The sequence below is a fragment of the Kribbella sp. NPDC004138 genome, assembly GCF_053603655.1.
In genome coordinates this window covers 56,047-82,227 of record NZ_JBSGFZ010000027.1, presented here as the reverse complement: position 1 = coordinate 82,227, position 26,181 = coordinate 56,047, and the positions used below count along the sequence as shown (strand labels likewise).

The window sequence follows — 26,181 nt, the reverse complement described above, 5'->3', positions numbered from 1 at the left end:
AACGCGCACAGGGGTTGCGCGCTGGGTACAGACAGAGAGACTTCTCTCATGTACGCACCGGCACCGCTGCGGCGGCAACTGAGTCGGTCCGGGCTGTTACTGCTCGGGCCGGCGTTCGTGGCTGCCGTCGCGTACGTCGACCCCGGTAACTTCGCCACCAACATCGCCGCCGGTGCGACCTACGGTTACCTGCTGTGCTGGGTGGTCGTCGGCGCCAACCTGATGGCCGTCCTGGTGCAGTACCTGGCGGCCAAGGCGAGCATCGCGACCGGGCGGACCCTGCCGCAGCTGTGCCGCGACGAGTTCCGGCGCTCGACGTCGACCGGGCTGTGGGCGCAGGCCGAGGTGGTGGCGGTCGCGACCGACTTGGCCGAGGTGGTCGGCGGCGCGATCGCGCTGAACCTGCTGTTCGGCGTACCGCTGCTGGTCGGCGGCGTGATCACCGGTGTGGTGTCGTTCGCGCTGCTGGTCTACCAGTCGAAACGCGGTCAGCGGCCGTTCGAGGCCGCGATCATCGGTCTGCTCGCCGTCGTCCTGGTCGGCTTCGTGGTGTCCACCGTGAAGTCGGACCCGTCGGCCGGCAGCGTCGTCGGCGGCCTGGTGCCCCGGCTGGACGGCACGGAGTCGCTGGTACTGGCGGCCGGCATGCTCGGCGCGACCGTGATGCCGCACGCGATCTGGCTGCACGGCGCACTGGTCACGGACCGGCACTGGAAGACCATCCGCTCCGAGAACGGCAAGTCCCGCGTACTGCGGGCCACCCGGCTCGACGTCGCGGTCGCGATGGCGCTCGCCGGCGCGGTCAACCTGGCGATGGTCGTGGTGGCCGCGGCTGCCCTCAAGGGCACGGGCGCCGACTCCCTCGAGGCGGCCCACGTCGCGATCGGTGACCGGCTCGGTCAGCTGCCGGCCCTGCTGTTCGCGCTGGCGCTGCTCGCCAGCGGCTTCGCCTCCTCGTCGGTGGGGACGTACGCCGGCTCGGTCATCCTGGACGGCTTCTGGCAGCGTCACGTCCCGCTGCCGGTGCGGCGCCTGATCACGCTGATCCCCGCGCTGCTCGTCCTTGCGATCGGCATCGACCCCAGCCGCGCACTGGTGGTTTCGCAGGTGGTGCTGAGCTTCGGCATCCCGTGCGCGCTCTGGCCGTTGGTGAGATTGACCGCCTCCCGGCGCGTCATGGGCGACTTCGTCAACCGCCGGGCGACTACTCTCGCGGCATGCCTGGTAGCCACCGCCGTCACGGCCCTCAACGTCGTACTGATCGTGCTGACGCTGCGGGGATGACGTGACCCGGGTGTACGCCGTGAGCGACATCCACGGCCACCTGGAGAAACTGACCGCCGCGCTGCACGCCGCCGGCCTCACCGATGCCGACGGCAACTGGGCGGGCGTGGACGTCAGGCTGTGGTTCCTCGGCGACTTCTTCGACCGCGGCCCGGACGGGATCGGCGTCCTGCGTTTCGTGCGCGGCCTGATCGACCAGGCACCCGACGGCGCGGTCCGGATGCTGCTCGGCAATCACGAGATCCTGGCGCTCGGGATGTTCAAGTTCGGCGACACGTTCGTCCCGCACGACGGCCTCACGCTGCGCAGCTTCGAGCGTTCCTGGGCCCTGAACGGCGGCCAGGACCGCGACCAAGAACTGCTCACCGACGACGACGTGGCCTGGCTGCTCGACCGGCCGATGCTCGGGCTGGACGCCGACCAGCTGCTGATGCACTCCGACACCGCCGAGTACGTCGAGTGGGGCGACACGATCGACCAGATCAACGCCGCCGCCCGCGCCGAGCTGCACTCCGACGACATCGAGGTGTGGTGGGAGATCTGGCGCCGGATGACGTCGCGGTACGCGTTCCGCGGCCCGAGCGGTCCCGAGGTGGCCCGGATCATGCTGCAGCATCTCGGCGGCCGCCGGATCGTGCACGGCCACAGCATCGTCGCCGACCAGCTCGGCATCGACCCGCAGTTCCTGACCGGCCCGCACCTGTACGCCGACGGCCTGGCCCTGGGCATCGACGGCGGCGCCTTCGACGGCGGCCCCTGCCTGGTCGTCGAGCTCACCGCGGACTGACCACCGCGGATCCGGGAATGGCGCCGGGCCGGGCGGGGTTGTCAGCGGTTATGGCGGACAAGACTGTGAAGATTCCCGGGCCGGACCACCCGATCACCGTGGGCAAGAACCCGGACCGGGTCGTCGTGAAGGTCGGCGACGTGGTGATCGCGGACACCCGCGACGCGCTGTCGCTGCAGGAGGCGAACTATCCGGCGGTGCAGTACATCCCGCGCGCGGACGTCGACTTCACGCGGCTCGAGCGCACCGAGCACCAGACCTACTGCCCGTACAAGGGCGACGCGTCGTACTACACGATCCTTCCGGACCTGGTGAACGCCGTCTGGACGTACGAGCAGCCGTACGACGCGGTCGCGGACATCCGCGAGCACGTCGCGTTCTACCCGGACAAGGTGTCCATCGAGATCATCGCCTGAATCACCGGGGCGAGCACCTCCGGCGGTACGACGTGGTGGTGGTCGGGGAGCTCGGTGAGCGTCGCGTTCGGCAGGATCGAGACGATCCGGTGGGCTGCGTCGAGCATGAACGGCGCGGTCGCGGTCCCGGCCACCACGAGGGTCGGCTGCGTGACCGCACGGAGCGTCTCGACCGGTGTATTGGCCTCGTGGGCCATCACCGCGAAGTCGTACGCGAGCGTCGGCGCGAGCTCCGCGACACCCGGTAGCGCGGCCACCTCCAGCGCGTCGGGCTGCGGCGCACCGGTCATCAGCATGAACAGCTCGACGGCCTCCCGGTTCCGGCCTTCGCGGATCAGTTCGAGCACCCGCTCGCCGTCGTCCGTCGGGTCCACGTCGTCGGGTCCGTACGGCGGCTCGTGCAGCACCACCTTCGTGACCGGCAGCTGACTCGCCGCGATCGCCGCCAGGCCGGCGCCGGACGAGTGCCCGTACACCGCCGCCGTGCCGCCGAAGGCCGTCAGCAGCGCAGCGACGTCTTCCACCTCGCGTTGGACGTCGTACGGCGTGCTGTCGCCGGAGTCCCCGCGGCCGCGGCGGTCGTACGTCACCACGTCGCAGTCGCTCGCCAGCTCGTCGGCCAGCGGCCGGAGCGCGTGCCGGTCGCACAGCGCGCCCCCGACCAGGATCAGCGGGTGCCCGCTGCCCAGGCGGTCGTAGGCGATCGTCGTGCCGTCCGCTAACGTCACTTTCTCCATCTGATGCTCCTCGCTCGTCGTGGCTGACGTCAGCGACGTCGGAGCCGGACGACGCACTTCGACATAGTCGGTGGCGCTTGGGCTGCCGGGATGGTTCACTGCTTCGCGATGATCACGCGAGTCGATGACTACCTGCACAAGGTTCCCTTGTCCGGCGCGGTTCCCGAACAGGTCGGGCCGTTCACTTTGTTCCGCAGTACGACGATCTGGCCGTACTACGCACGCCCGGTGCCCAAATCCGGGGCGACGATCCAGCCGGCTGACATCGAGCTCGTACGGGAGCGGTGTGCCGAGCTGGAGATCCCGCTGAGCTTCGAGTGGGTCGTGGAGACCTGCCCGTCGTTGGGTCCGGCAGCCGCGGCAGCCGGGCTCACTGTGGTCGAACACCCCCTGCTGGTGCTGGAGCGCGCGGACTTCCGCCCTGCCGTGGCAGATGCCCGCTGCGAGATCATCTCGGCCGACGACGGCCCGGTACGACAGGCCCGTGCGGTCGCCGGACTCGCATTCGGCGAGCCAGGCACGGCTGTTGGTTCGGCCGGGCCGGCAGAGCGGGACGCCGCGGCTGCAGGGATGGCGGCCGACACGGTCGCGGCCCTGCAGGATCGGATGCGGCGTGGGGTCTCTGTTACCGCCGGTGCGTTCACCGACGACGGCATGGTTGCCAGCGGGACTCACCAGCCGGTCGGCTCCATGACGGAGATCGTCGGCGTCGGCACGCTGCCGTCCATGCGCCGGCGCGGCCTGGGGGCCGCAGTGACGTCGACCCTCGTCGAGCACGCGCTGGACAACGGTGTGGACGTCGTACTGCTGTCCGCCGAGTCGGACGCGGTCGCAGCCGTCTACGAACGCGTCGGCTTCCACCGGATCGGACACGCCGGAGCAGCTGAGTGACGGGGAGTCCGGACACCCGTCTGGTCGTACTGCGCGGCAACTCGGGCTCCGGCAAGTCGACCACAGCCCGGACGCTGCGTGAACGCCTCGGCCGCGGTACGGCGTGGGTCGAGCAGGACCACATCCGCCGCGTCCTGCTCCGCGAGCACGACCACCCCCGCGGGGTGAACATCGGGCTCATCGACACCACCGTCCGCTACACCCTCGACCACGGGTACGACGTGGTGCTCGAGGGCATCCTGGACGCCGGCCGGTACGGCGACATGCTGCGCAGGCTCACCACGGACCACCGCGGCACGACCCTGCACTACTACTTCGACATCCCGTTCGCGGAGACCGTCGCCCGGCACACGACCCGGGACCTGCACGAGGTCAGCCCCGACATGATGCAGGACTGGTACCGCGACCACGACGTACTCGACGGCATCAAGCAGACCGTGATCGGCCCGGACAGCACGCTCGACCAAACCCTGACCCGGATCCTGACCGACCTCGGGGCCGATCCCGTACCGTTGGAGGGATGAGCACGACCGAGCCCACCCGCCCCCGTACCCTCGCCGAGGCGTTGCGGGGCTGGGGTGACGCCGCGCTCGGTGAGCTGCTGCGGCGGCGGCCGGATCTGGCGCTGCCGATTCCCGCGGACACCGGGCAGCTCGCGGCCCGGTGTACGAGCAACGCGTCCGCGGCGCGGGCGATCAACCGGCTCGACGAGTTCGGTGTGGACCTGCTGGAGTCGTTGTCCGCGCTGCCGGAGCCGGTGGACCTGGAGGCGCTGGCGCGGGGCGTCGGCCAGCCGGTGGAGGTCGTCCAGCCGCGGGTCGCCGAGCTGCTGGACCTCGCCCTGGTCTGGGGCGCCGAGGACGACCTGCGTCCGATCCGTGCGGTGCACGAGCTGCTCGGACCGACGCCGGCGGGACTCGGCCCGACCACGACCCGGCATTTCGGTGATCTGGACAAGCTGATCGACGACGCCGGCCCGGATGCGCGCGCGGTCCTCGACAAACTGACCTGGGGTCCGCCGACCGGCTCGGTCGAGAAGGCCGACCGGCCGGTGACGATCGCGTCGGCGCGCACGCCCGTGGAGCGCTTGCTGGCGCGCGGTCTCGTCGTACCCAAGGACGCGAACACGGTGGTGCTGCCGCGGCAGATCGGCCTGCACCTCCGCGGCGGGCGGGTGCTGGCGTCGACGCGTCCGGTACCGCCGCCGCTGGACGGCAAGAAGGTGTCTGCCACTATCGCGAACCGGGCCGCCGCCGGTGCGGCTCTGGACCTGGTGCGGTTGGTGGACCGGGCGCTGGAGCAGCTGGGCACGGAGCCGCCGCCCGTCCTGCGTACGGGTGGTGTCGGTGTCCGTGAACTGCGCAGTCTGGCTGGCAAGATCGGTGCCCAGGAGCACACCGCTGCAGCTGTGCTGGAGATGGCGTACGCCGCTGGGCTGGTAGCAGCGGTAGAAGTCGGTACGAGCGAGCTGTGGCTGCCGACCAGTTCGTACGACGACTGGCTGGAGCTGGACCTGGCGCATCGGTGGGCTCAGCTCGTCATGGCCTGGTTCTCAGGTCTCCGCGCGATCGGGCTGATCGGACGGCGCGACAGCACAGGTAGTACTGCGGCTGCGCGCGAGAGGTTGATCAACGCGCTGGCACCGGACCTGGAGCGGTTGCTGGCGCCGGAGATCCGGCTGCTGGCACTGCACGCGCTGGCCGAGGCCGGTCCGGGGACTGCGCCGGCTCCGGAGACCGTGGTGACCTGGGTGGCTTGGCATCGCCCACGACGTGGTGGGCAGTTCCGGGACGACCTGGTCGAGTGGAGCGTGTCCGAGGCCGCCCTGCTCGGGCTGACCGGGTTGGGCATGCTGGCGTCGCACGCGCAGCCTTTGCTGGGATCCGAGCCGACTGCCGACGAGTTGGCCGAGGCGATCAGTTCGCTGATGCCCGAACCGGTCTCCGAGGTGCTGTTGCAAGCCGATCTCACGGCAGTGGCCCCCGGACCGCTAGTGCGTACGGTGCAGGACGAGCTGTCGGCGATGGCGGACGTGGAGTCGGACGGCGGTGCCGGTGTCTACCGGTTCAGTGAGAGCTCGGTACGGCGTGCGTTCGACCTGGGACGTACTGCGGAGCAGCTGCACACGTGGCTCGCTGAGCATTCCCGTACTCCGGTGCCGCAGCCCTTGGCGTACCTGATCGACGACGTTGCGCGGCGCCACGGCGTACTGCGGCTCGGGACCGCGTCGACGTACCTGCGCTGTGACGACGAGACTGTGCTGACCCAGCTGCTCAACTCGAATCTGCCCGGTTTGCGCTTCCGTCGGCTGGCACCGACCGTGGTCGTGTCGCCGTCACCGCCGGACATGGTGCTGAGCAGGTTGCGCGACGCCGGGCTGGCGCCGCTGGCGGAGACGTTCGACGGATCGGTGCATGTGACCGGTGCGCCGCGGCGTGGCGAGGCACCGCGTCGTCGTACCAGCAGGGACTTCAACGAGAGCGCGTTCGACCTGACGGACGACCAGGTGAAGGCAGTCATCGAGAAGGTTCGCGCCGGTGACCGGATCGCCGCCGAACGCCCCGGCGACGACGGCCTGCTCGAGCCCGCGGCCCCGGCGGAGACCATCGCCGTGCTCACCAACGCCGCCGAGGCGCACACCCGCACCTGGATCGCGTACGTCGACCACAACGGCCACTCCTCCGAGCGCATCGTCGAGCCGGTCCGCGTCGCCGACGGCTGGCTCACCGCGTACGACGACACCACCGACAACCCCCGCACCTACGCCCTCCACCGCATCTCCGCGGCCCGGGCGGTCGACTGATGGACGACGACAACCGAGCGTTCTGGGCGATGTTTCGCTGGTCGCCGAACGGCGGCTACGTGCCCCTGATCGTCCGAGCGTGGGTCTGGCCACGGCCGCGACAGTGGTGGTACCAGTTCCGCCTTCGGTGGGGCGGCCGGCTGGCGCCCGCGAAAGACCTGACTCTGATGCTGGAATCCGGCGGCTGGCGGACCAACATGGCCGCAATCTGGCTGATCGCGTCCGCGAAGCGGGCCGACCTCCGCCCGGTGATCGAAGAACACATGCTCGCGGGTCGGCCACGCGGCTTCGGCTGGACCTACAGCTACTGCACTGCGCTGGCCTGCCTCGGTACCGAGGCCGACGCCCGGATCCTCGCCGGCTACCTCGACCACGTGCTCGCCTTGCCCGTCGAGCCGGAGGGCCACAACACCCAGTGCCAGGGGCAGGCACTCGCCACGCTGATCTACCTCGACGAGCAGCTGGGCACCGCCTACGCCCAGCGCTTCCTGGGCGAAGGCGGCCCGTGGGAGCGCTGGCCCGGCTCGGCCGACGAAGACCTGTCGGCCTACGCGAAGCACATCCGCGCGGAGGTCGTCTTCGCCGCTGGAGGCAACCCGGGAACGCGCCGGGAGATGCAGGAGGAGCGCCGAGCCACCGAGTCCTTTTGAGGTAGGAGGCACAATGGAGGGTCGGGGCGACGATAGGAGTTGCGGGTGACAGACGGTCCACTGATCGTGCAGTCGGACAAGACGCTGTTGTTGGAAACGGCGCACGCGGACGCTAACGAGTGCCGGAAGGCCATCGCGCCGTTCGCCGAGTTGGAACGGGCGCCGGAGCACGTACACACCTACCGCCTCACCCCGCTCGGCTTGTGGAACGCGCGGGCCGCAGGGCACGACGCAGAGCAGGTCATCGACGTGCTGCTGCGCTACAGCCGCTACCCGGTCCCCCACTCGTTGCTGGTCGACATCGCCGAGACCCTGGATCGGTACGGGCGGCTGCGGCTCGAGAAGCATCCGCAGCACGGACTGGTCCTGGTGACGACCGACCGGCCGGTGCTGGAAGAGGTCCTGCGCAGCAACAAGGTCAAGCCGATGCTGGGCGCCCGGCTCGACGACGACACGGTTCTGGTGCACCCATCCGAGCGCGGTCACCTCAAGCAGACCCTGCTGAAGCTCGGCTGGCCCGCGGAGGACCTCGCCGGGTACGTCGACGGTGAGGCGCACCAGATCGACCTGGTGAAGGACGGCTGGGAGCTGCGCCCGTACCAGGAGCAGGCCACCGACTCGTTCTGGCACGGCGGCTCCGGTGTCGTCGTACTGCCCTGTGGCGCCGGCAAGACGATCGTCGGCGCGGCCGCGATGGCACAGGCGTCCGCGACCACCCTGATCCTGGTCACGAACACGGTGTCCGCGCGGCAGTGGAAGGACGAGCTGCTCCGCCGCACCAGCCTGACCGAGGACGAGATCGGCGAGTACTCCGGTGCGCGCAAGGAGATCCGCCCGGTGACGATCGCGACGTACCAGGTGATGACGACGCGCCGGAAGGGCGTCTACACGCACCTGGAGTTGTTCGACGCGCGCGACTGGGGCCTGATCGTGTACGACGAGGTGCACCTGCTGCCCGCGCCGATCTTCCGGATGACCGCCGATCTGCAGACCCGGCGCCGGCTCGGGCTGACCGCGACGCTGGTCCGCGAGGACGGCCGCGAGGGCGACGTGTTCTCGCTGATCGGCCCCAAGCGGTACGACGCGCCGTGGAAGGACATCGAGGCGCAGGGCTGGATCGCGCCGGCGGACTGCATCGAGGTGCGGGTGGATCTGGAGCAGACCGAGCGGTTCGTGTACGCGACCGCCGAGCCCGAGGACCGCTACCGCCTGGCCGCGTCCACACCGGCCAAGTCGAAGCTGGTCCGCCGGATCGCCGAGCACCACGCCGGTGAGCCGCTGCTCGTGATCGGTCAGTACATCGACCAGCTGGACGAGCTCGGCGAGCGACTGGAATGCCCGGTGATCAAGGGCGAGACGACGGTCCGCGAACGGCAGCGGCTGTTCGACGCGTTCCGCAACGGCGAGATCACCCGGCTGGTGGTCAGCAAGGTCGCCAACTTCTCCATCGACCTGCCCGAGGCGTCGGTGGCGATCCAGGTCTCCGGCACCTTCGGCTCCCGCCAGGAGGAGGCCCAGCGCCTCGGCCGCGTCCTCCGCCCCAAGGGCGACGGCCGCACCGCGCGCTTCTACTCGATCGTCGCCCGGGACACCATCGACGCCGAGTTCGCCGCCCACCGCCAACGCTTCCTCGCCGAACAGGGCTACGCCTACACCATCGTCGACGCCGAAAACCTCTTCGCCTGAGAAACGTGCAAGGTCGACAGGACATGTCGGGGTGCGGACGTCAGCCCCACGCTCAGCGTTTGCAGTACCGGCCCCGATCCGAAGGACATGTCCTGTCGAGCTGGCACCCGGTCACCCTGCGAGCCGCTGAGCCAGCGCGGCCCTGACGGTCGCGACGACCCAGGCCGGATCACCCATGACCTGCTCGTAGGTGAATCGGAGGACCAGCCACCCGGCGGCCACCAACTCGTCGTACCGATGACAGTCGGCGGCGAAGTCGCGCCGGGAGCCGTGGAACTCGAACCCTTCCGCCTCGAGCGCCAACCGAGCTGCCCGGTGCCCGAGATCGACCCGAGCCCGAAACGACCCATGGGTCACCAGCATCTGCGGTTCGAAGCCCTCGACACCCGCGCTGATGAGAAGCGCCCGGAGGACTGACTCGAGGAAACTGTCGGACAGGCCGCTCGCTGCCGCGGCTGCTCGGCGAGCGTTCGGACATCCGTGACCACGTATCGCGGCTGTGGCGGCGAGCAACTCGTCCTTGCTGAGCCGTTCGGTCGCGAGAGCCGCGTCCGCGACCGCCAAGGCTTCGCCGAACGGAAGCGTGCGAGAGCAATCCACGACAGTCCGCAGGAGTGACGTGATCCGCTTGCGGCGTTCGCCGGAGGTGGTGTCGGCCCAATGCAGAACGGCCGGTGGCCCCGGACGCGGATGGCGCTTGGGAGGGAGGATGACGTGGGGCTTCTCCGGCGCTGTGAGCAGCGGGAGCCCGAGCGCATGCGCTGCACTCATATGCGAGAGCACTCCGTCGTACGCGACCACGGCGAGCTCTTCGGCCGGAAGACCCGGCAACGCATAGATCCCCAGCGCGATCCGCTCTGCCTCACCGCACTCGAGCGCGGTCTCGACGGCGCGGCGGGACGTCGCCTTGATCAGTTCGGACCGGGTCGCCCAACCGCCATGGCGTTCGAGGACCGCGCCGACCGATTCCATCCGAGGATGGTGCCCCAGACCGGCCGCACAGTGCTGTGGTTCATCCACAGGCATGCAAGCTCGACAGGACGTGTCCGCATCTGAGCGTGCAAGGCACGCTCAGCCGACCGACAAGTCACTTTCAGTGGACGTATACGTCCTGTCGAGCTTGCACGGTCGCTACGAGTCCAAGCGGGTGTGGATTCCGTTGAAGTGGGACTTCATGGAGTGGGCGTAGGTTGCGGGGTTGCCGGACTCCAGGGCTACCAGGAGGTCGCGGTGCCAGGCGGCGGCGTCGGCGGGGGTGTAGCGGGCGCCGGGGAGGCGGGCGTCGACCTGGGCGAAGGTACGCCAGAAGACCGAGAGCAGGTCGATGACGAGGGCGTTGCCGAGCGGCTCGTAGAGGGCCTGGTGGAAGGCCCAGTCCTCGTCGGGGAAGTACTTGCCCTCGGCGGCCGTGGCCTCCATGCGCTCGACGATCGGTTCCAGGGTCTCGTAACCGTGCTGCTTGAAGTGGTCGACCACGTCGTCGGCGAGGCCGACCTCGATGGCCTGGCGGACCTCCAGGACGTTCTGTACGTCGCGGAGGTCACCCGCCATCGACTGCGACATCCGGAAGGCGAGCCCGTCCTCCAGGGACTGCAGGTTCACCTCGCCGACGTACGTGCCGTACCCGTGCCGGATCTCGATGATGCCGACCGCCTGCAGCGCCTTCATCGCCTCGCGCAAGGGATGCCGGCCGACACCGAGCTGCGCCATCAGCTCCTGCTCGTTGGGCAGCGGGTCACCCGCCTTCAGCCCGCGCTCCAGGATGTACGACTTCATCGCGTCCCGGATGAAGGACTGGTTGCCTGCCGCACCACGTGCCCGGCTGAGCCCACCCGTTGTCACTGCCGGCCTCCCATTGTCTGAGATCGCTCAGTGTAATCCGGCGCGTTCCAGCAGCGGCCGGACAGCGGCGATCTCCGTGTCGTCCAAGGGGATGCTCGGGTACGCCGTGAGCGGGCAGGAGATCACGCCCAACAGGTAGAGGCCGGCCTTGAACGCACCCAGCGCCGCCGAGCTCGCCCCCATCCGCGAGCGGTCCGCGACGTTGATGATCTCGAACAGCCGGAACAACCGGTCCTGCTCGTCGCGTGCCGCCGCCGCGTCGCCGGCCACCGCGGCCTTGAACAGACGCACGTAGCCGGCCGGGTCCACGTTGCCCAGCCCGGGGACGACGCCGTCGACGCCGAACGCCAGCGCGGAGTCGACCGTCACCTCCGAGCCGGTCATGATCACGAAGTCGTCCAGGTTCTTTTCACGGCGGGAGATGACCAGCTCGCGCAAAGAGGTTTCCTGGCCGGACGAGTCTTTCACCCCCGCGATCACGCCCCGCTCGCCGAGGGATGTCACCAGCGACGCAGGCAGCTTGGTGCCGGCGCGGGGCGGGATGTCGTATGCGTACAACGGGGTGTCGCCGGTCAGCTCCGCCAGGCGCGTGAAGTGGCGCTCGATCTCGGCGGGATGGGTGGCGGCGTAGAACGGCGCGGTGGCGACGATGCCGGACACACCGGCCTTCAGAGCCGCGGAGACGTGGGAGGCAACCCGGTTGGTCGACGTGTCGATGACTCCGGCCAGGACCGGGACCTGTCCGGCCACCTCGCCGACGGCCGTCTCCAGCACGACCTGGCGCTGCTCGTCGGTCAGGAAGGTGCCTTCGCCGGAGGTGCCGAGCACGAACACCCCGTCCACACCCCCGGACAGCTGGTACTGGATGAGCCGGGCCAGCGATGCGGTGTCGACGTCGTACTCGGGGGTCAGCGGAGTGACCAGCGGCGGTACGACGCCGGCCAGACGGGCGGATGCGGTCAAGGGGTCTCCCAACCTCAAAGGGCGAATGGTGTGAAGCGCAAGGTCGCGAACGACGAGGTCTCACCGGCCTCGTAGAAGATTCCGGCCGAACCGTCGGGGAGCAGCACCAGGTCGGAATAGCCGGCCATGCCTTCGTGCACGACCAGCGCCGGCTTCCAGGACGCGCCGTCGTCCGAGCTCACGAAGACGGTCAACTCGCGACGGCTGTCCGGGTTCACCGGCGTGGACAGCAGCAACCGCCCGTCGGGCAGGCACAGCACGCTGCCCTGGATCCCGGGTGCGGTGATCTCGGGAATCCCGGCGTACGGCGCATCGAGCGTCTGACCGCCGTCCGACGACCACGCGTGCACCCGGGCCGGTCCGGTGCCCTGGTGATTGCGGGCGTTGAAGTACAACCGGCCGTCCGGCAACTCGGCGACGGTGGTCTCGTTGGCGTTGATCTCGGCGCCGTCGTTGCGGTCGACGAATCCGACCGACCACGTGACGCCGCCGTCGTCGCTGTAGATGCAGTGCCCGCCGTTCAGCCGGATCAGGTCGTCCACCGGCCGGTCCGGGACGAACGAGTGGTTCGCCGGTACGACGAGACGTCCGGAGCGCAGCGTGATGCCGTGACACGGACCGGTCGCGTACCAGCCCCAGTCGGCCGGCTTCACCTGGGACGTGATCTCCACGGCCGGGCTCCAGGTCGCGCCGTCGTCCGCGGACCGCTGCACGAAGACCCGCCGGCCGTCGACCGGATCGGTGCCCCGGGCAAGCGACATCTCGACCGCGTCGGCGCCGTTCTGCACGGTGACCAGCACGATGTCGCCCGACGCGGGATCGACCAGCGGCACTGGGTTGCCACACGTCTTGCCGGGCTCCGCCGAAACCACCTGCAACGGCAACCACGAGAGCCCGCCGTCGAGCGACCGGCGCAGCACGACCTCGATCTCGCCGGCGTCACCCGAGCCGTGCAGGCGGCCCTCGCAGAACGCGAGCAGCACCGAGCCGTGCGCGAGCACCGCCGGGATGCGGAACGTGTGATACCCGCTGCCCGCCGGATCGAAGATTTCCGAAGCGCCGACTCTTGATGACATAGGACGTACTATGTCATGGTGTGGGCCTCCGATGGAAGTGAGGCCTCATGCCGGTCAGCAGAAGAACATTCCTCGGCGGCGGTCTGGCCGCCGCCGCTGTCGCGGTCACGGGTACGCCGCTGCTGGCGGGGTGCGCGTCCGACAAGAAGAACACCGCCGCGGCGAACGCGGCCGTGAAGCTGCCGACGTACACGAAGTACGGCGAGATCACGCCGGACCTGCCCGGCACCGACGTGGTGCTGGACGGTTTCCTGAAGTACCCGGCGAACCCGGTCAAGGCGATCGCCGAGGCTCCTGGCGACGGCTCGCCGATCACGTTCATGACGAACATCCCCGGCGCGATCCCGCCGGCCGCCGACAAGAACCAGTTCTGGCAGGAGCTGAACAAGCGGCTCGGCTCCGAGCTGCAGATCAGCATGGCGTCCAACGACGAGTACAAGGACAAGTTCGCGACCCGGATCGCCGGCGGCGACCTGCCGGACATCCTGAACATCCCGACCGACACGCCGCAGATCCCCGGCCTGGTGAAGTCCAAGTGCATGGACCTGACCGAGCACCTGTCGGGTGATGCGATCAAGAAGTACCCGTTCCTGGCGAACATCCCGGCCGAGTACTGGAAGGGCTGCGTGTTCAACGGCGCCATCTACGGCGTACCGGTGCCGCGCGGCATGTCCCGGACGTCGCTCGCGCTGTACCGCGAGGACCTGCTCGCCGCCAAGGGCATCAAGGACCCGGCGCCGAAGAACTTCCAGGAGTTCTTCGACCTGGCCAAGGAGCTGACCGCGGCCAAGCAGAACAAGTGGGCCTGGACCCGGGTGCCGCTGTCGACCATCCGGCAGATGCTGGGGATCGCCAACGTCTGGAAGGAGGAGGGCGGCAAATTCACCTCGACGTTCGAGGACGAGGCGCAGCTCGAGGCGCTCGAGGCCGGCCGCAAGATGGTCGCCGCCGGGGTGATCAACCCCGACGCCTTCAACGACAAGGCCAGCGCCCGCAAGCAGTGGTTCAACGGCGGCATCGCCGCGTTCGACTACGACAGCTTCGTCGCCTGGAACCAGTACTACAACGACAACACCGCCGGCGACGCGTTCGCGGTGAACATGCTCGACGTCCCGGGCTTCGACGGCGGCGAGGGCAAGCCGTGGATGGGCTCGGCGCTGAACAACGTGACGTCGTTCAGCAAGGCCAGCAAGCACTCGGCCGAGACGCTGCTGAAGGTGGCCAACTGGATGGCGGCCCCGTTCGGCACCGAGGAGTACATGTTCCGCAAGTACGGCGTCGCGGGCCGGCACTACACGCTGCAGGGCACCGACCCGGTCCCGACGAAGGTCGGCGTGGTGGAGACGGGCATCGGTCTGCAGTACATCAGCGACTCGACGCTCGCGCTGTACTGGGCCGGCAAGCCCGACGTTCCGCGCAAGCAGCACGCGATCCAGGAGAAGGTCGCGAAGCGGCTCGTGTACGACGCGTCGTACGGGCTGTACTCCGACACCCAGTCGAAGAAGCAGACGCAGCTGTCCAAGACGATGACCGACCTGGAGGGCCAGATCGTGCAGGGCAAGAAGCCGGTGTCGGACTGGACCGCCGCGGTGCAGACCTGGAAGTCCTCGGGCGGCGACAAGATCCGCACCGAGCTCGAGCAGGCGCACTCCGACACGGCAGGGAAGTAATGCTGCAGAGATCCGCCAAGCACCCGCAGCAGCGCCTGAGCCTCGGCCGGCGGCTGCTGCGGGACCGCGTGCTGCTGCTGTTCGCGCTGCCCGGGGTCGCGCTGATCGTCGCGTTCCACTACGTGCCGCTGCTGGGCAACGTGATCGCGTTCAAGGACTATCAGCCGTTCCTCGGGATCGGCGGCAGCGACTGGTCGGGCTGGGCGAACTTCAGTGTGATCTTCAACGGCGACCCGGCGTTCCTGCGGGCGCTGAAGAACACGCTGATCCTCACCAGCCTGCAGTCGATCTTCGTGTTCCCGGCGCCGATCCTGCTCGCCCTGCTGCTGAACTCGCTGTTCTCGGAGCGGATCAAGCGGATCGCACAGAGCATCCTGTACCTGCCGCACTTCATGTCCTGGGTGATCGTGGTCGCGCTGTTCCAGCAGATGCTCGGCGGCAGCGGGCTGCTGAACAACTACCTGCGGTCCCACGACCTGTCGACGATCGACATCATCGGGAACTCCGAGTTGTTCCACGTGCTGCTGACGTCGCAGATCATCTGGAAGGACACCGGATGGGCGACCATCCTTTTCCTGGCCGCGCTGTCCCAGATCGACTCGCAGCTGTACGAGGCGGCCAGCGTGGACGGCGCGAGCCGGATGAAACAGCTCTGGCACGTCACGCTGCCGGGCCTGCGCGGGATCATCATCCTGCTGTTCATCCTGCGGCTTGGTGACTCGCTGACCGTCGGTTTCGAGCAGATCATCCTCCAGCAGCAGGCGGTCGGACGTGATGTCAGCGAAGTGCTGGACACCTACGTCTACAACAACGGCGTGCTGGGCGGCGCCTGGGGCGTGGCCGCGGCGGTCGGGCTCGTGAAGGGCATCGTCGGCGTAGTGCTCGTGCTGACCGCGAACAAGGTCGCCCACATCTTCGGCGAGCAAGGGGTGTATCAGAAATGAGCCGGAAGATCGTCCAGGGCGTCCCGATGCCGGGCTGGCCGATGCGGGCCTTCAAGGGCCTGGTGCTGCTGGTCTTCTGCGCGGTCGTGATCATTCCGTTCGTGGGCGTGATCTCGACCAGCGTGGCGCCGAACAAGCAGATCAACGAGTCCGGCGGTCTGGTGCTGCTGCCGAAGTCGATCAACTTCGCGGCGTACGAGTCGTTGTTCGCCGGCGGTGTGGTGACGCGGGCACTGTTCGTCAGCATCTTCGTCACGATCGTCGGCACACTGCTGAGCCTGACCGTGTCGTGCCTGCTGGCCTACGCGCTGGCCCGCCCCGGCTTCGTGGCGGGCCGGCCGATCCTGCTGGTCGTGCTGTTCAGCATGCTGTTCTCCCCCGGCATCATCCCGCTGTACCTCACGGTGAAGGGCGTCGGGCTGCTGGACAGCATCTGGGCGCTGATCGTGCCGACGATGATCAGCGCGTTCAACGTGGTCGTCCTGCGGGCGTTCTTCATGAACCTGCCGAACGAGATCACCGAGAGCGCACGGATCGACGGCGCGGGTGAGCTGAAGACGTTCTCGTACATCGTGCTGCCGCTGTCCAAGGCCGTGCTGTCGGTGATCGGCCTGTTCTACGCGGTGGCGTACTGGAACGCGTTCTTCTCCGCGCTGCTGTACCTGAACGACTCCAGGCTGTGGCCGTTGCAGCTGGTCCTGCGGACGTACGTCATCAACGACACGCAACTCGGCAGCGCCGAGCTCGGCACCGAACTGCTGCCGCCGCAGGCCTCGATCCAGATGGCGATCCTGGTCGTCTCGATCGTGCCGATCCTGGTGATCTACCCGTTCCTGCAGCGGCACTTCGCGAAGGGGGTGCTGACCGGCGCCGTGAAGGGCTGACCGCTCAGGGGTTGCCCAGGGCAACGTCAGGGACCGGCCTGGGCCCATCCTGAGGGTCCGGCGAGTACCGTCGAACGGTATGGGGATACAGGCACTGGAGCGGGTGGGGCAGGGCAGGGAACAACAGCAGAAGGTCTTTTGGAGAGTGGCCCGGGAAGCAGTCCTGCTGGCCACCCTCTTTCTCGTCTACAGCGCCGGCCGGCAGCTCGCTGCCCGGCACTCCGGGTCGGCCTTCGACCACGCCCACGAAGTGTTGTCGTTCCAGAACTGGCTGCATCTGCCGAACGAGGCCGCGGTCCAGCACTGGGCCTTCCAGTTCCCCCACCTGATCCAGGGCGCCAACCTGTACTACGCCAGCGTGCACGCCCCGCTGACGGCCGCCGTACTGCTCTGGCTGAGCATCTGGCGGCCGCAGGCGTACTCGCATGTCCGCTGGACGATGGTGTCGTTGACCGGACTGGCACTGATCGGTCACATCGCGTTCCCGCTGGCGCCGCCGCGGATGATGCCGGGCTTCGTCGACACCGGGCTGCGGTTCGGTCAGTCCGTCTACGGACCGGACCACACCGGCGGAGCGGTGAACCAGTTCGCCGCCATGCCGAGTCTGCACGTCGGCTGGGCCGCCCTGATCGCGCTGTCGATGATCCTGATCACCCGGTCGCGCTGGCGCTGGCTCTGGCTGCTGCACCCGATCATCACGTTCGGCGTCGTCGTCGTGACCGCCAATCACTACTGGCTGGACGGCCTGGTCGCGCTGGTCCTGCTGGCGGCCAGCCTGCCGTTGCTCTTGCGGCGCGGCCTACACGCAGACAGGCCATGGACCCGTAATTCAGTTCCGCCGCGCAGAGTGCTCAAGTAACGTAGCTGGGCTCCCCACACTCGCCGGAGGTTTCAGCATGCCCTCAGACACGTCCGACACTCTCCAGGCCGAGAAGGACTACCTGAAGACCTCCCGGGCGGCCCTGGCGCAGATGCGGGAGAAGACCGGCGCACTGGAGATCCACAGCGCGGACCGGGTGAACCAGGAGTTCCTGCAGGCCGCCATCTTCCAGCGGATGAAGGAGCTGGAGGACGACCCCGACGTACCCCTGTTCTTCGGCCGGCTGGACTACCTCGAGCCGACCGACGAGACGTTCCACATCGGCCGCCGGCACGTGAACGACGCGCTGGGCGAGCCGCTGGTGGTGGACTGGCGGGCCGACATCTCGGTGCCGTTCTACCGGGCCAGCAAGACCGAGCCGATGGGCGTGGGGGTCCGTCGCCGGTTCGGCTTCACGCACGGCGAGATGACCGCCTTCGAGGACGAGGACCTCACCGCGAGTGGTCAGGACGACCAGCACAGCGACATCCTCGACGCGGAAATCGAGCGCCCACGGTCCGGCCCGATGCGCGACATCGTGGCCACCATCCAGCCCGAGCAGGACGTGATCGTCCGGGCCGGCGTCGACGACACCATCTGCGTCCAGGGCGCCCCCGGTACCGGTAAGACCGCGGTCGGGCTGCACAGGGCGGCGTACCTGCTCTATGCGTACCGGGACCAGCTCAGCCGGGCCGGTGTCCTCGTCGTGGGTCCGAACGCGAGCTTCCTGCGGTACATCGGCGACGTCCTCCCCGCGCTGGGTGAGATCGAGGCGAAGCAGACAACCGTCGAGGAGATGGTCGCCCGCGTGAAGGTGGCGGGGCCCGGGCCGGCGTTGGTCGACGTACTCAAGGGCGATGCGCGGATGGCCGAGGTGCTGCACCGGGCCGTCTGGTCCCACGTCAAGCTGCCCGAGGAGTCGCTCGTGGTGCCCCGCGGGGCGCACCGCTGGCGAGTGGCGGCGTACCAGGCCGAGGAGCTCGTCACCGAGCTGCGCAGCCGCGGCATCCGGTACGGCGCCGGCCGCGCGATGCTGCCGCAGCGCCTGGCGCACGCTGTCCTGCTGCGGATGGAGGCGGCCGGCGACTCCCCCGACGACCGCGTGCAGGACTCGGTGGCCCGCAGCCGCCCGGTCAAGCAGTACGCCGACGCGCTCTGGCCGGCTGTGGACCCGGCGAAGCTGCTCTTCCGCCTGTTCACCGACCCTGAGCTCCTGGCCCGGCACGCCGACGGCATCCTCACCGCGGAAGAGCAGGCGGTGCTGATCTGGGACAAGGTGCCGCGGTCCGCGGGCGCGGCCAAGTGGTCCGTCGCGGATGCCACGCTGATCGACGAGATCGCAGACCTGGTCGACCGTACGCCGTCCCTCGGGCACGTGGTGCTGGACGAGGCGCAGGACCTGTCCGCGATGCAGCTGCGGGCCGTCGGGCGGCGTTGCTCGACCGGCTCGATGACGGTGCTCGGCGACATCGCACAGGGCACCACGCCGTGGGCCACGCCGTCGTGGGACGAGGCGCTGAAGCACCTGGGCAAGACCAGCGCCCACACCGAGGAGCTGACCGCCGGCTTCCGCGTCCCCGGTCAGGTGATCGAGTACGCCGCCCGCCTGCTCCCGTCGATCGCCCCGCACCTGAAACCGCCGACGGCCGTACGACGGGCACGCGGTGAGCTGACCATCACTCGCGTGCCCGACAGCCTGGCCGCCGCGGTCACCACCGTCCGCGAGGTGTCGGAGCGTCTCGGCTCGATCGGGCTGATCGTCCCGGACGCGCTGGTCCCCGCGGCCCGCAAGGCTCTGCAGGGCATCCCGTTCTCGGTGCTGGGCGACGAGGACGACGTAGAGGCCCACCTGGACGTCGTACCGGCCTCACTCGCCAAGGGTCTCGAGTTCGACCACGTAGTGCTGGTGGAGCCGGCCGGCATCGTGGCTGGTGAAGCCGACGAGCGGACCGGGCTCCGCCGCCTCTACGTCTGTCTGACTCGTGCGGTCACTTCACTGGTCGTCCTGCACAGCGAGGACCTGCCCGCAGTTCTCAGTCAGCCGTAGCCGTGACGTAGATGTCCTCGTCACGCTCGAGCTCCTCGACGCGCTGCAGAGACGGGTCACGCCACAGCACGTAGACCAGGCCGAGCACCACGAGCGACAGCGCGGCGGCCAGCACGGGGAGATAGCCGACTCCGACGGTCTGGATCACCAGTCCGCCGACCACGGCCGACAGTCCGGCGCCCAGGTAGATCGCGGAGGCGTTGAGGGAGATCAGGAGTCCACCGCCGAGCTCCATCAGCAGGTTCTGGATCGGCGGGTTGAACGCCCAGGTCAGCATGCCCCACACCACGAGGGCCACCCCAGCGCCGGCCTCGGTCGTGAGCGTCAGGTCCAGCGTGGCGAGGACGGCCGTGATGCCGGCCATCAGGACGACCAGCGTGCGGAGGCTGCCGAACCGGTCCGTGATCCGTCCGCCGAGGAAGTTCCCGATCACCGCGCCCACGCCGTACAGCAGCAGGAGCAGGCCGGTGACGTTGCCGGTCAGTCCGGCGGTGTGCTTGAGCAGCGGCACGATGTAGATGTACACGCTGAACGCTGCGAGGACGGCGAGCACCGTGATGGCCAGGACGACCTGCACACGACGGTCGGTCACGCCCGCGAAGCGCTCGCGCAGGCTGACCACGGGCGGAGCGTCGACCTTCGGGAGCACGCCACGCTCGGCGATGGCGACCAGTACGGCGACCGCGGTGATGAGTGCGAAGACGCCCTTGTAACCGAGCGTCGGACCCAGCAGTGTCCCGGCGGGTACGCCGAGGACCAGCGCGAAGGTGAGACCGCCGAAGACGATGGCCACTGCCCTGCCGCGTTCCTCAGGTGGCATCAGGCTGGTGGCGAACAGTGTGGCCGCCGGTGTGTACAGGGCGGCGCCGAGCGCGGCCACGACCCGGCCGGCGATCAGGACCGGGTAGTCGGCGGCCACCGCGGCGATCAGGTTGCCGAGCGCGGCCAGGACCAGTGCGGCGATCAGGAGGGTACGACGCTCCCACCGGCCGGTCAGTGTGGACAGGATCGGGGCGCCGATCGCGTACGAGAGCGAGAACGCGGTGGCGAGCTGACCCGCGGCGGTGAGCGAGACGTGCAGCTCCGAGCTGACGTCGGGCAGGACACCGGAGACGACGTACGCGCTGGTGCCGACCGCGAACGCACCGGCGCCGAGCAGATAGATCCGTGCGGACATCGAAGACCTTCCGGAGACGAGGTTCACTAGTTCGACGATCATCGTACTACGAAGTTCATCGAACTTCGACGGGCGTCGTACTATGGAGCCATGGCCACGAAAGTTCTCCCGCAGCCGGGGCGGGACGAGATCCGCGTCGAGGCGGTTCTCCAGGCGTTGGGCGAGCCGGTCCGGCTGACCATCGTCCGCGCGCTCGCCGACAACCCGGCCGGCGTCTGCTGCGGCGAGATCGAGCTGCCGGTGACCGCGTCCACGCGGGCCCACCACCTCAAGATCCTGCGCGAGGCAGGCGTCCTGTCCACCCACACCGACGGCACCCGGCGGATCAGCATCCTGCGCCGCGAAGACCTCGAGGCCCTCTACCCCGGCCTGCTCACGGGCATCCTGTCGGCGAAGCAGTAGGCAACCGCAAGCTCGCGGTGGGGTGATCGTGGGACGGTTGTAGAAGTGCGGCTGGCAGACTGAAGCAGTGGTGGAGCTCCGGGCGCGGTGGGACGACTTGGTGCCCGGGTCTGCCTCGTTGGCCGACGACCTGGTCGCGCGGTACGTCGGGCGCACCCGTCGCGCCTACCGCGACCACTACCTCGGCATCGTCCTCACCGCGCTGGACTCGCTGATCCAGCTGTCCACGGACCCCACCAGCGTCCGCCTCGCGGCCTGGTTCCATCGAGCGGTCCATGAGCCGGGCGGCACCCCGGACGAGGACGCCGAAGCATCGGCCCGGCTCGCCGAGCAGCTGCTGCCGCAGTACGGCGTACCTCCTGTTCGGATCGCCGAGGTCGCCCGGCTGATCCGGCTGACCGGCGACCTCGCCGCACCGCCGCCGGACTCCTACGCGCCGCCGCGCCGGGACGCGAACGGCGACGTACTGCTGGATGCCGTCAACGCCGTCCTCGCCTCCGACCCCAGCCGGTACGCCGTCCACACAGCCGAGGTACGACGCGACGCCGGCGACCGGAAGGCCGCACTGGAGCACAGGTACGACGAGGTCCGCGAACTGCTCGGCGGCCACCTGTACCGGACCCAGCTGGCGCGCCAACGCCTCAGTCCGGTCGCCCGGGTCAACCTCGAGGCAGAGCTCGCCGAACTGGACAGCGAGCTCCCGGCCCCGTGGCGTGGCTGGCAACAAGCGGCCCTGACCGCGATCGCCACCTTCACCGCGATTGCGGCCGCGGTTGTCGCCATTGCCGCGTCGGGCGCGTCCTGGCAGACCCCGGCCGCACAAGACGAGGCCGGCTGGCCCACGGTCGCCCTGGCCGTCCTCTCGTTCTTCAGCGCACCAGTCCTCTTCCGCTGCGCCCGCAGTGCCAGTCAGCGCGCCCGCCTCATCGCGGGCGCCGTACTGGCGGTTGCTGTCACCGGACTGCTCATCGCCTGGGCTCAAGCGCCCAGAACCAACCCAGCCGTCGGCGTGGGCCTGCGCGTCCCGTTGCTGATCTCCGCACTCATCCTGCTGCTCGGCGCCGGTGCGGCTGCCCTCGTGGCCTCGCTGCTTCGTACGCGGACCGCTCGCTTCCTGCCGGCCCGCAACCTTGGTCAGCAGCTCGCCTGGCTCGTCGTACCCGCAACAGTCGCCCTCGTCCTGTTGCTGATCGTCCAGCCGCTGTCCCGCGGGTACGTCCTCCGGTCCAACGAGCGGATCGAGGGAGCCGCACGTGAGGCCGGTAAGGCCAGCCCGTCGGTGCTCGACGGCGGGGTCGCGTGGGTCAGCGACTCCGTCGCGGGCACCGGAGCAGAGGAGGCGATCGGCACCCGGTACGGCGTCGCGATCCCGCGCCCGAACGGCGTGGTCGAGATGCTCGACGCGGCCACCGGCGCGCTGCGCTGGCGCTACAGCCGCTCCGACTCCGACGAGAAGCCCGTGATCGCGGCCACCGGCAACGGCGAGTACGTGCTCGCCCAGTTCGCCGACGTCGGCTACCTGCTGCTCGACGCGAACACCGGTCACCGCAAGGCGGCGTGGCCCGGCCGGACCCGGGACCGCTTCGTGCTGCAGGCTCAACCGCTCCTGGTCGGCGAACGCTCCGGCAAGCTGCACGGTGTCGACCCCAGCGGTCACGAGCGCTGGACGTACGACTCCGGCGACTGCACCGACATGGGCGCCATCGCCACGGCCGAGACCGTGCTCACCTTCGTCAGCCACACCTGCGACGACCGGCCGGACGAGATGACCGCCCTGGACGTCCAGTCGGGCAAGAAGCTGTGGACCAAGACCTCGGCCGACACCTACCGCCGCCCGGTCGTGGTCGCGGGTCTCGTCGTCGTGGCCGAGCCCGGCGGCGACTCCGACGTACCGGCAGCGCTGACCGCGATCGAGCCACGCACCGGCGACATCCGGTGGCGCTGGGAGGTGCCGAAGACCTGGGCCTGCCGCACGCTGCTCAACGCGGCCGGGAAGTACCTGATCGTGATCGACTGCCCCGGCCCGACCACCATGGTGAACCGCCGGACGATCGTGACCGCCATCGACGCGAACACCGGCCTGACCGCCTGGCAGACCCTGGCACCGGTGAACCCGCGCAACAAGGTCACGGTCACCGCGGACGGCCGCGTCGTCTCACTGGCCCTCGGCACCACCGCCTGCGTCGCCAACGTGATCAGCCGCGCCGGTTTCCGCCAGGCCCGCCTCCCCACCGGCATCATCTGCAGCCGCGACCCCCGCGCCGTCGGCAACCTGGTCCTCACCTCCGGCCGGAGCAACGTCATCGCCCTCCGCTAGTGACTGCGCGTAGCCAGGGTCGTCCGCGAGTCCCGGAGGCCGCGCCGGAGTGTGATCTGCGCCGCAATTCCACGGGTGCAATTCGTTGCGGAGCGCAGTTGCCGGAGCGGTCAGGTGACGAGCCGATATCGCTTTGGCCACGGACCGATCCGGGAACGCCGGATCGGTCGGCGACGGCTCCCTACCGGTGCCAGACTCCTTGGCCATGGACCTGCGCGACCAGTGGAATCGCCTGCTGCCGCACGCGCAGCCGTTGGGCGACGACCTGCTGGCTCGTTACGCAGAGCAACATCGCCACTATCACGACCAGCAGCACCTCGCCGAGGTCCTCCAGACCATCGACGAGCTGGCCGAGTACGCCGACGACGCGGACACGGTGCGGCTGGCGGCCTGGTTCCACGACGCCATCTACGACCCGCAGGCCGACCCCGGCGAGAACGAAGAGGTCTCGGCGCAGCTGGCCGAGCTCGAGCTGGCGGCGTACGGCGTCGAGGCCGCGCAGGTCGAGGAGATCGGCCGCCTGGTCCGGCTGACCGCGAAGCACGACTGCGCGGCGGACGACCGCAACGGCGCCGTGCTCTGCGACGCCGACCTGCGGGTCCTGAGCCTGCCGGCCGCGCGGTACGACGAGTACGCCGCCGGGATCCGGCAGGAGTACGGGCACATCGCCGACCGGGACTTCGCCCGCGGCCGGATGTCGTTCCTGCAGAGTCTGAGCGAGACCCGGCTGTACGCGACCGCCAAGGGCCATGAGGAGTGGGAACGGCCCGCCAGGGAGAACCTGACCCGGGAGGTCGGCTCCCTGGGCCCTAGGGCGGCCCGACCGATCGGCGGGCTGATCCCGGTCGTCTACTTCGGTGCGGCCCTCGGAGCGGTCGTCGCGTCCTCGGTCCTGCTGGGCCGCGGCCTCGGCGCGGCCGCCAAGTGGCCGGCCGACCCGGCCGATATCAGCGGCTTCCCGGTGTGGGCCCCGATCGCCGGTACGGCGGTGGCGGCCGCGCTGGCCTGTGCGTGGTTCCGGCGGTCGCAGCAGCGGCTGGTGACCGTTCCGGCGATCGTCTTCGCGGCTGTCGGGCTCATCGCCGTCGGCGTGTGCTGGTGGCGCTGGCCGGTCGCCCAGCCCGGTGCAGCCATGTCCGAGCGCTGGCCGTACCTCCTGATCGCCTCGGTCGCGCTGGTGCTCGCCGGCGCCTTGCTGGCGCTGGCACGACGACTGCGGCTCGCCCCGCCATACGCGCAGGCTCCCCCGCGCTGGCTGGGCGTCGGCGCGACCGTCGTGTGCGGCGCGCTGCTGGCGTGGGTCGTCGTCTCGGCGGGCGAACCGTTCGTCCAGGCCCGGCTGGAGACGGCCAACACGGTCAGCACGACAACGACCGCGCAGCCGACCCAGCTGCCGGTCCAGCTCGACGGGACGCTGGCGTGGAGCCGTGAGGTCCCAGCGACCGGCGCCATCACCGGTACGGCGGGCGGCGTCGCGGAGCTGCGGCCGGACGGCGTGGTCATGTCCGACGCGGCCACCGGCCAGATCAGGTGGCGGTACTCCCGGGCCGACGTCCAGGACGCCGCGTCCAGTGGGGCCAAGGGCCTGGTGGTGTCCGCCGACGGACGCACTGTCGTGGCGCACCTCCCGCGCTCGGACAACCGCGCACCCGCGGGCATCAAGCTGCCGACGTACGCCGTGCTGAACGCGGTGAGCGGACAGGTACTGACCGAGGTCGACACCGACGGGACCGCGCTGGCCGTCGACGCCGACCAGTTGCTCGTGGCTGAAGACAACTACGTGGTCGTGCACGGCGTCAGCAGCCCGACACACTGGCGGGCGCAAGTGCGCTGCACTGTCACCCAGGGCGCGCTGGTCGGCGACCAGGCAGTCGTCGTCGACGCATGTGCGGGCAACGGCGCCGTCGTCCGCGGCCTGGACATCAAGACCGGCGCACAGCGCTGGGAGGTCGACCTGGGCGCACGGATCGACCTGAGCTCGGAGCTGGACCCGTCGACGTGGGTCGGCGACCTGGTCGCCGTACCGGACACCCGTGAGGTCTCCGGCCTGATCTGGACCGGTGCCGCCGGCGGCACCCTGTACCAGTGGTCGGTCGACATCAGCGAAGGCCACCTGATCTGGACCACGCCTGTGCCGGGCACCCCGCGCCCGCGGCTCGGCTCCTCGTCCTGCGACGCGCAGCTGGCCGCGACGCACGCCGCACTGGTGCTGATCACCTGCCGGACCGGGAACGACCCCGGACAACCGCAGACGTACGACGTGTCGTCGTCGAGCCCTGCCGACGGGACACCGCAGTGGCACCACCTGCTGCAGGTGCCGCCGCGGCTGCAGCAGCCGGAGTACCCGCGGAACGGTTTCGCACTGCTGCCGGACGGGCGCGTGGTGACGCTGATGCCGCAGCCGAACGGCAGCTGCTCCCCCGTGATGATCGGCACCACCGGCGTCCAGCCGCGACCGATCCTGCCCAGCCCGAACACGCAGCCGGTGGCCAAGTCCGAGGAAGTCACCTGCAACAGGCCGGCCGTCACAGTGGCCGCCGCCCGCCCGATCTTCTCCGACGGAACCCGGCTGTTCGCGCTCAACTGAGCGCCCGGGAATTCTGTTGCTCCCGGCACTGTTGACACCTACCGTGATCCGCATGTTCCGCGTGGTTTTCGAGTCCGACCTGTCAGGCACCGGCCTGACGGGCGCTCCCACGTGGGCTCTGTCAGTCGATTGCACCGGCGCGCGAAGCTGACCCTCCTC

At 69.5% G+C, this 26,181-nt stretch carries 22 protein-coding genes; 16 read left to right on the top strand and 6 right to left on the bottom strand.

From position 1 onward, the window contains the following. Positions 1 to 48 precede the first annotated feature (48 nt). The 3 genes from ACWEOO_RS32925 to ACWEOO_RS32915 are packed head-to-tail and all read left to right on the top strand — an operon-like array spanning position 49 to position 2,487. A complete protein-coding gene (locus ACWEOO_RS32925; protein ID WP_355699626.1) occupies positions 49 to 1,284 on the top strand; it encodes an Nramp family divalent metal transporter in 1,236 nt (411 codons plus the stop codon). Between the two features lie 19 nt (positions 1,285 to 1,303). After that, a complete protein-coding gene (locus tag ACWEOO_RS32920; RefSeq protein ID WP_452146352.1) occupies positions 1,304 to 2,071 on the top strand; it encodes a metallophosphoesterase in 768 nt (255 codons plus the stop codon). Between the two features lie 50 nt (positions 2,072 to 2,121). Next, complete coding sequence (locus ACWEOO_RS32915; RefSeq protein ID WP_359927382.1) at positions 2,122 to 2,487, top strand: DUF427 domain-containing protein; 366 nt, start codon at positions 2,122 to 2,124, stop codon at positions 2,485 to 2,487. Here ACWEOO_RS32915 and ACWEOO_RS32910 read toward each other — a convergent pair. Beyond that, the gene (locus ACWEOO_RS32910; protein WP_452146351.1) at positions 2,451 to 3,224 is read right to left on the bottom strand and encodes an alpha/beta fold hydrolase; all 774 of its coding nucleotides are present in this window, start codon (positions 3,222 to 3,224) and stop codon (positions 2,451 to 2,453) included. The two genes, ACWEOO_RS32915 and ACWEOO_RS32910, sit on opposite strands and share 37 nt — an antisense overlap. A 108-nt stretch (positions 3,225 to 3,332) precedes the next feature. Here ACWEOO_RS32910 and ACWEOO_RS32905 point away from each other — a divergent pair, with 108 nt between their 5' ends. Genes ACWEOO_RS32905 through ACWEOO_RS32885 form a run of 5 tightly spaced genes read left to right on the top strand, consistent with a single transcriptional unit; the run spans position 3,333 to position 9,254 of the window. Then, positions 3,333 to 4,115, top strand: coding sequence for a GNAT family N-acetyltransferase (locus tag ACWEOO_RS32905; RefSeq protein WP_452146350.1), 783 nt, complete (start codon positions 3,333 to 3,335; stop codon positions 4,113 to 4,115). Further along, positions 4,112 to 4,639 (top strand): AAA family ATPase, encoded by a 528-nt coding sequence (locus ACWEOO_RS32900; protein WP_452146349.1) that lies wholly within the window; start codon positions 4,112 to 4,114, stop codon positions 4,637 to 4,639. The genes ACWEOO_RS32905 and ACWEOO_RS32900 overlap by 4 nt, the downstream gene beginning before the upstream one ends. Then, positions 4,636 to 6,918, top strand: coding sequence for a helicase-associated domain-containing protein (locus ACWEOO_RS32895; protein WP_452146348.1), 2,283 nt, complete (start codon positions 4,636 to 4,638; stop codon positions 6,916 to 6,918). Before ACWEOO_RS32900 ends, ACWEOO_RS32895 begins: the two co-directional genes overlap by 4 nt. Next, positions 6,918 to 7,568 (top strand): DUF6000 family protein, encoded by a 651-nt coding sequence (locus ACWEOO_RS32890; RefSeq protein ID WP_452146347.1) that lies wholly within the window; start codon positions 6,918 to 6,920, stop codon positions 7,566 to 7,568. Before ACWEOO_RS32895 ends, ACWEOO_RS32890 begins: the two co-directional genes overlap by 1 nt. Before the next feature lie 45 nt (positions 7,569 to 7,613). Continuing rightward, positions 7,614 to 9,254: a DNA repair helicase XPB gene (locus ACWEOO_RS32885; protein ID WP_452146346.1), complete on the top strand. Its 1,641-nt coding sequence runs from the start codon at positions 7,614 to 7,616 to the stop codon at positions 9,252 to 9,254. 111 nt (positions 9,255 to 9,365) lie between these two features. Here the strand turns inward: ACWEOO_RS32885 and ACWEOO_RS32880 are convergent, their stop codons facing one another. The 4 genes from ACWEOO_RS32880 to ACWEOO_RS32865 all read right to left on the bottom strand — a co-directional run bounded on the left by ACWEOO_RS32880 (position 9,366) and on the right by ACWEOO_RS32865 (position 13,135). Then, on the bottom strand, positions 9,366 to 10,226 hold the full coding sequence (locus tag ACWEOO_RS32880; protein ID WP_452146345.1) for a DUF559 domain-containing protein: 861 nt from the start codon (positions 10,224 to 10,226) through the stop codon (positions 9,366 to 9,368). Positions 10,227 to 10,385: 159 nt separating this feature from the next. Continuing rightward, a complete protein-coding gene (locus ACWEOO_RS32875; protein WP_359927401.1) occupies positions 10,386 to 11,096 on the bottom strand; it encodes a FadR/GntR family transcriptional regulator in 711 nt (236 codons plus the stop codon). Positions 11,097 to 11,123: 27 nt separating this feature from the next. Then, positions 11,124 to 12,059, bottom strand: a complete 936-nt coding sequence (locus ACWEOO_RS32870) for a dihydrodipicolinate synthase family protein (RefSeq protein ID WP_452146344.1) — start codon at positions 12,057 to 12,059, stop codon at positions 11,124 to 11,126. Positions 12,060 to 12,073: 14 nt separating this feature from the next. After that, a complete protein-coding gene (locus tag ACWEOO_RS32865) occupies positions 12,074 to 13,135 on the bottom strand; it encodes a sialidase family protein (protein WP_452146343.1) in 1,062 nt (353 codons plus the stop codon). A gap of 47 nt (positions 13,136 to 13,182) precedes the next feature. On the opposite strand from ACWEOO_RS32865, the gene ACWEOO_RS32860 reads away from it, so the two are divergent. The 5 genes from ACWEOO_RS32860 to ACWEOO_RS32840 all read left to right on the top strand — a co-directional run bounded on the left by ACWEOO_RS32860 (position 13,183) and on the right by ACWEOO_RS32840 (position 19,539). After that, a complete protein-coding gene (locus tag ACWEOO_RS32860; RefSeq protein WP_452146342.1) occupies positions 13,183 to 14,805 on the top strand; it encodes an extracellular solute-binding protein in 1,623 nt (540 codons plus the stop codon). Continuing rightward, positions 14,805 to 15,749, top strand: coding sequence for an ABC transporter permease (locus ACWEOO_RS32855; protein ID WP_359927412.1), 945 nt, complete (start codon positions 14,805 to 14,807; stop codon positions 15,747 to 15,749). The genes ACWEOO_RS32860 and ACWEOO_RS32855 overlap by 1 nt, the downstream gene beginning before the upstream one ends. Beyond that, entirely contained in the window at positions 15,746 to 16,633 is an 888-nt protein-coding gene (locus ACWEOO_RS32850; RefSeq protein WP_452146341.1) for a carbohydrate ABC transporter permease, read from the top strand. The genes ACWEOO_RS32855 and ACWEOO_RS32850 overlap by 4 nt, the downstream gene beginning before the upstream one ends. 145 nt (positions 16,634 to 16,778) lie before the next feature. Further along, positions 16,779 to 17,492 (top strand): phosphatase PAP2 family protein, encoded by a 714-nt coding sequence (locus ACWEOO_RS32845; protein ID WP_359927416.1) that lies wholly within the window; start codon positions 16,779 to 16,781, stop codon positions 17,490 to 17,492. Between the two features lie 37 nt (positions 17,493 to 17,529). Then, the gene (locus tag ACWEOO_RS32840; RefSeq protein WP_452146340.1) at positions 17,530 to 19,539 is read left to right on the top strand and encodes a HelD family protein; all 2,010 of its coding nucleotides are present in this window, start codon (positions 17,530 to 17,532) and stop codon (positions 19,537 to 19,539) included. Here the strand turns inward: ACWEOO_RS32840 and ACWEOO_RS32835 are convergent. Then, a complete protein-coding gene (locus ACWEOO_RS32835) occupies positions 19,526 to 20,716 on the bottom strand; it encodes an MFS transporter (RefSeq protein ID WP_452146339.1) in 1,191 nt (396 codons plus the stop codon). The genes ACWEOO_RS32840 and ACWEOO_RS32835 overlap by 14 nt on opposite strands. Positions 20,717 to 20,806: 90 nt before the next feature. Here ACWEOO_RS32835 and ACWEOO_RS32830 point away from each other — a divergent pair, with 90 nt between their 5' ends. The 3 genes from ACWEOO_RS32830 (at position 20,807) to ACWEOO_RS32820 (ending at position 26,022) form a co-directional block, all read left to right on the top strand. After that, the gene (locus tag ACWEOO_RS32830; RefSeq protein ID WP_355699606.1) at positions 20,807 to 21,118 is read left to right on the top strand and encodes an ArsR/SmtB family transcription factor; all 312 of its coding nucleotides are present in this window, start codon (positions 20,807 to 20,809) and stop codon (positions 21,116 to 21,118) included. 67 nt (positions 21,119 to 21,185) lie between these two features. After that, on the top strand, positions 21,186 to 23,435 hold the full coding sequence (locus tag ACWEOO_RS32825; RefSeq protein WP_452146338.1) for an outer membrane protein assembly factor BamB family protein: 2,250 nt from the start codon (positions 21,186 to 21,188) through the stop codon (positions 23,433 to 23,435). A 205-nt stretch (positions 23,436 to 23,640) separates the two neighbouring features. Further along, on the top strand, positions 23,641 to 26,022 hold the full coding sequence (locus ACWEOO_RS32820) for an outer membrane protein assembly factor BamB family protein (protein WP_452146337.1): 2,382 nt from the start codon (positions 23,641 to 23,643) through the stop codon (positions 26,020 to 26,022). The last annotated feature ends 159 nt before the right edge of the window (positions 26,023 to 26,181 follow it).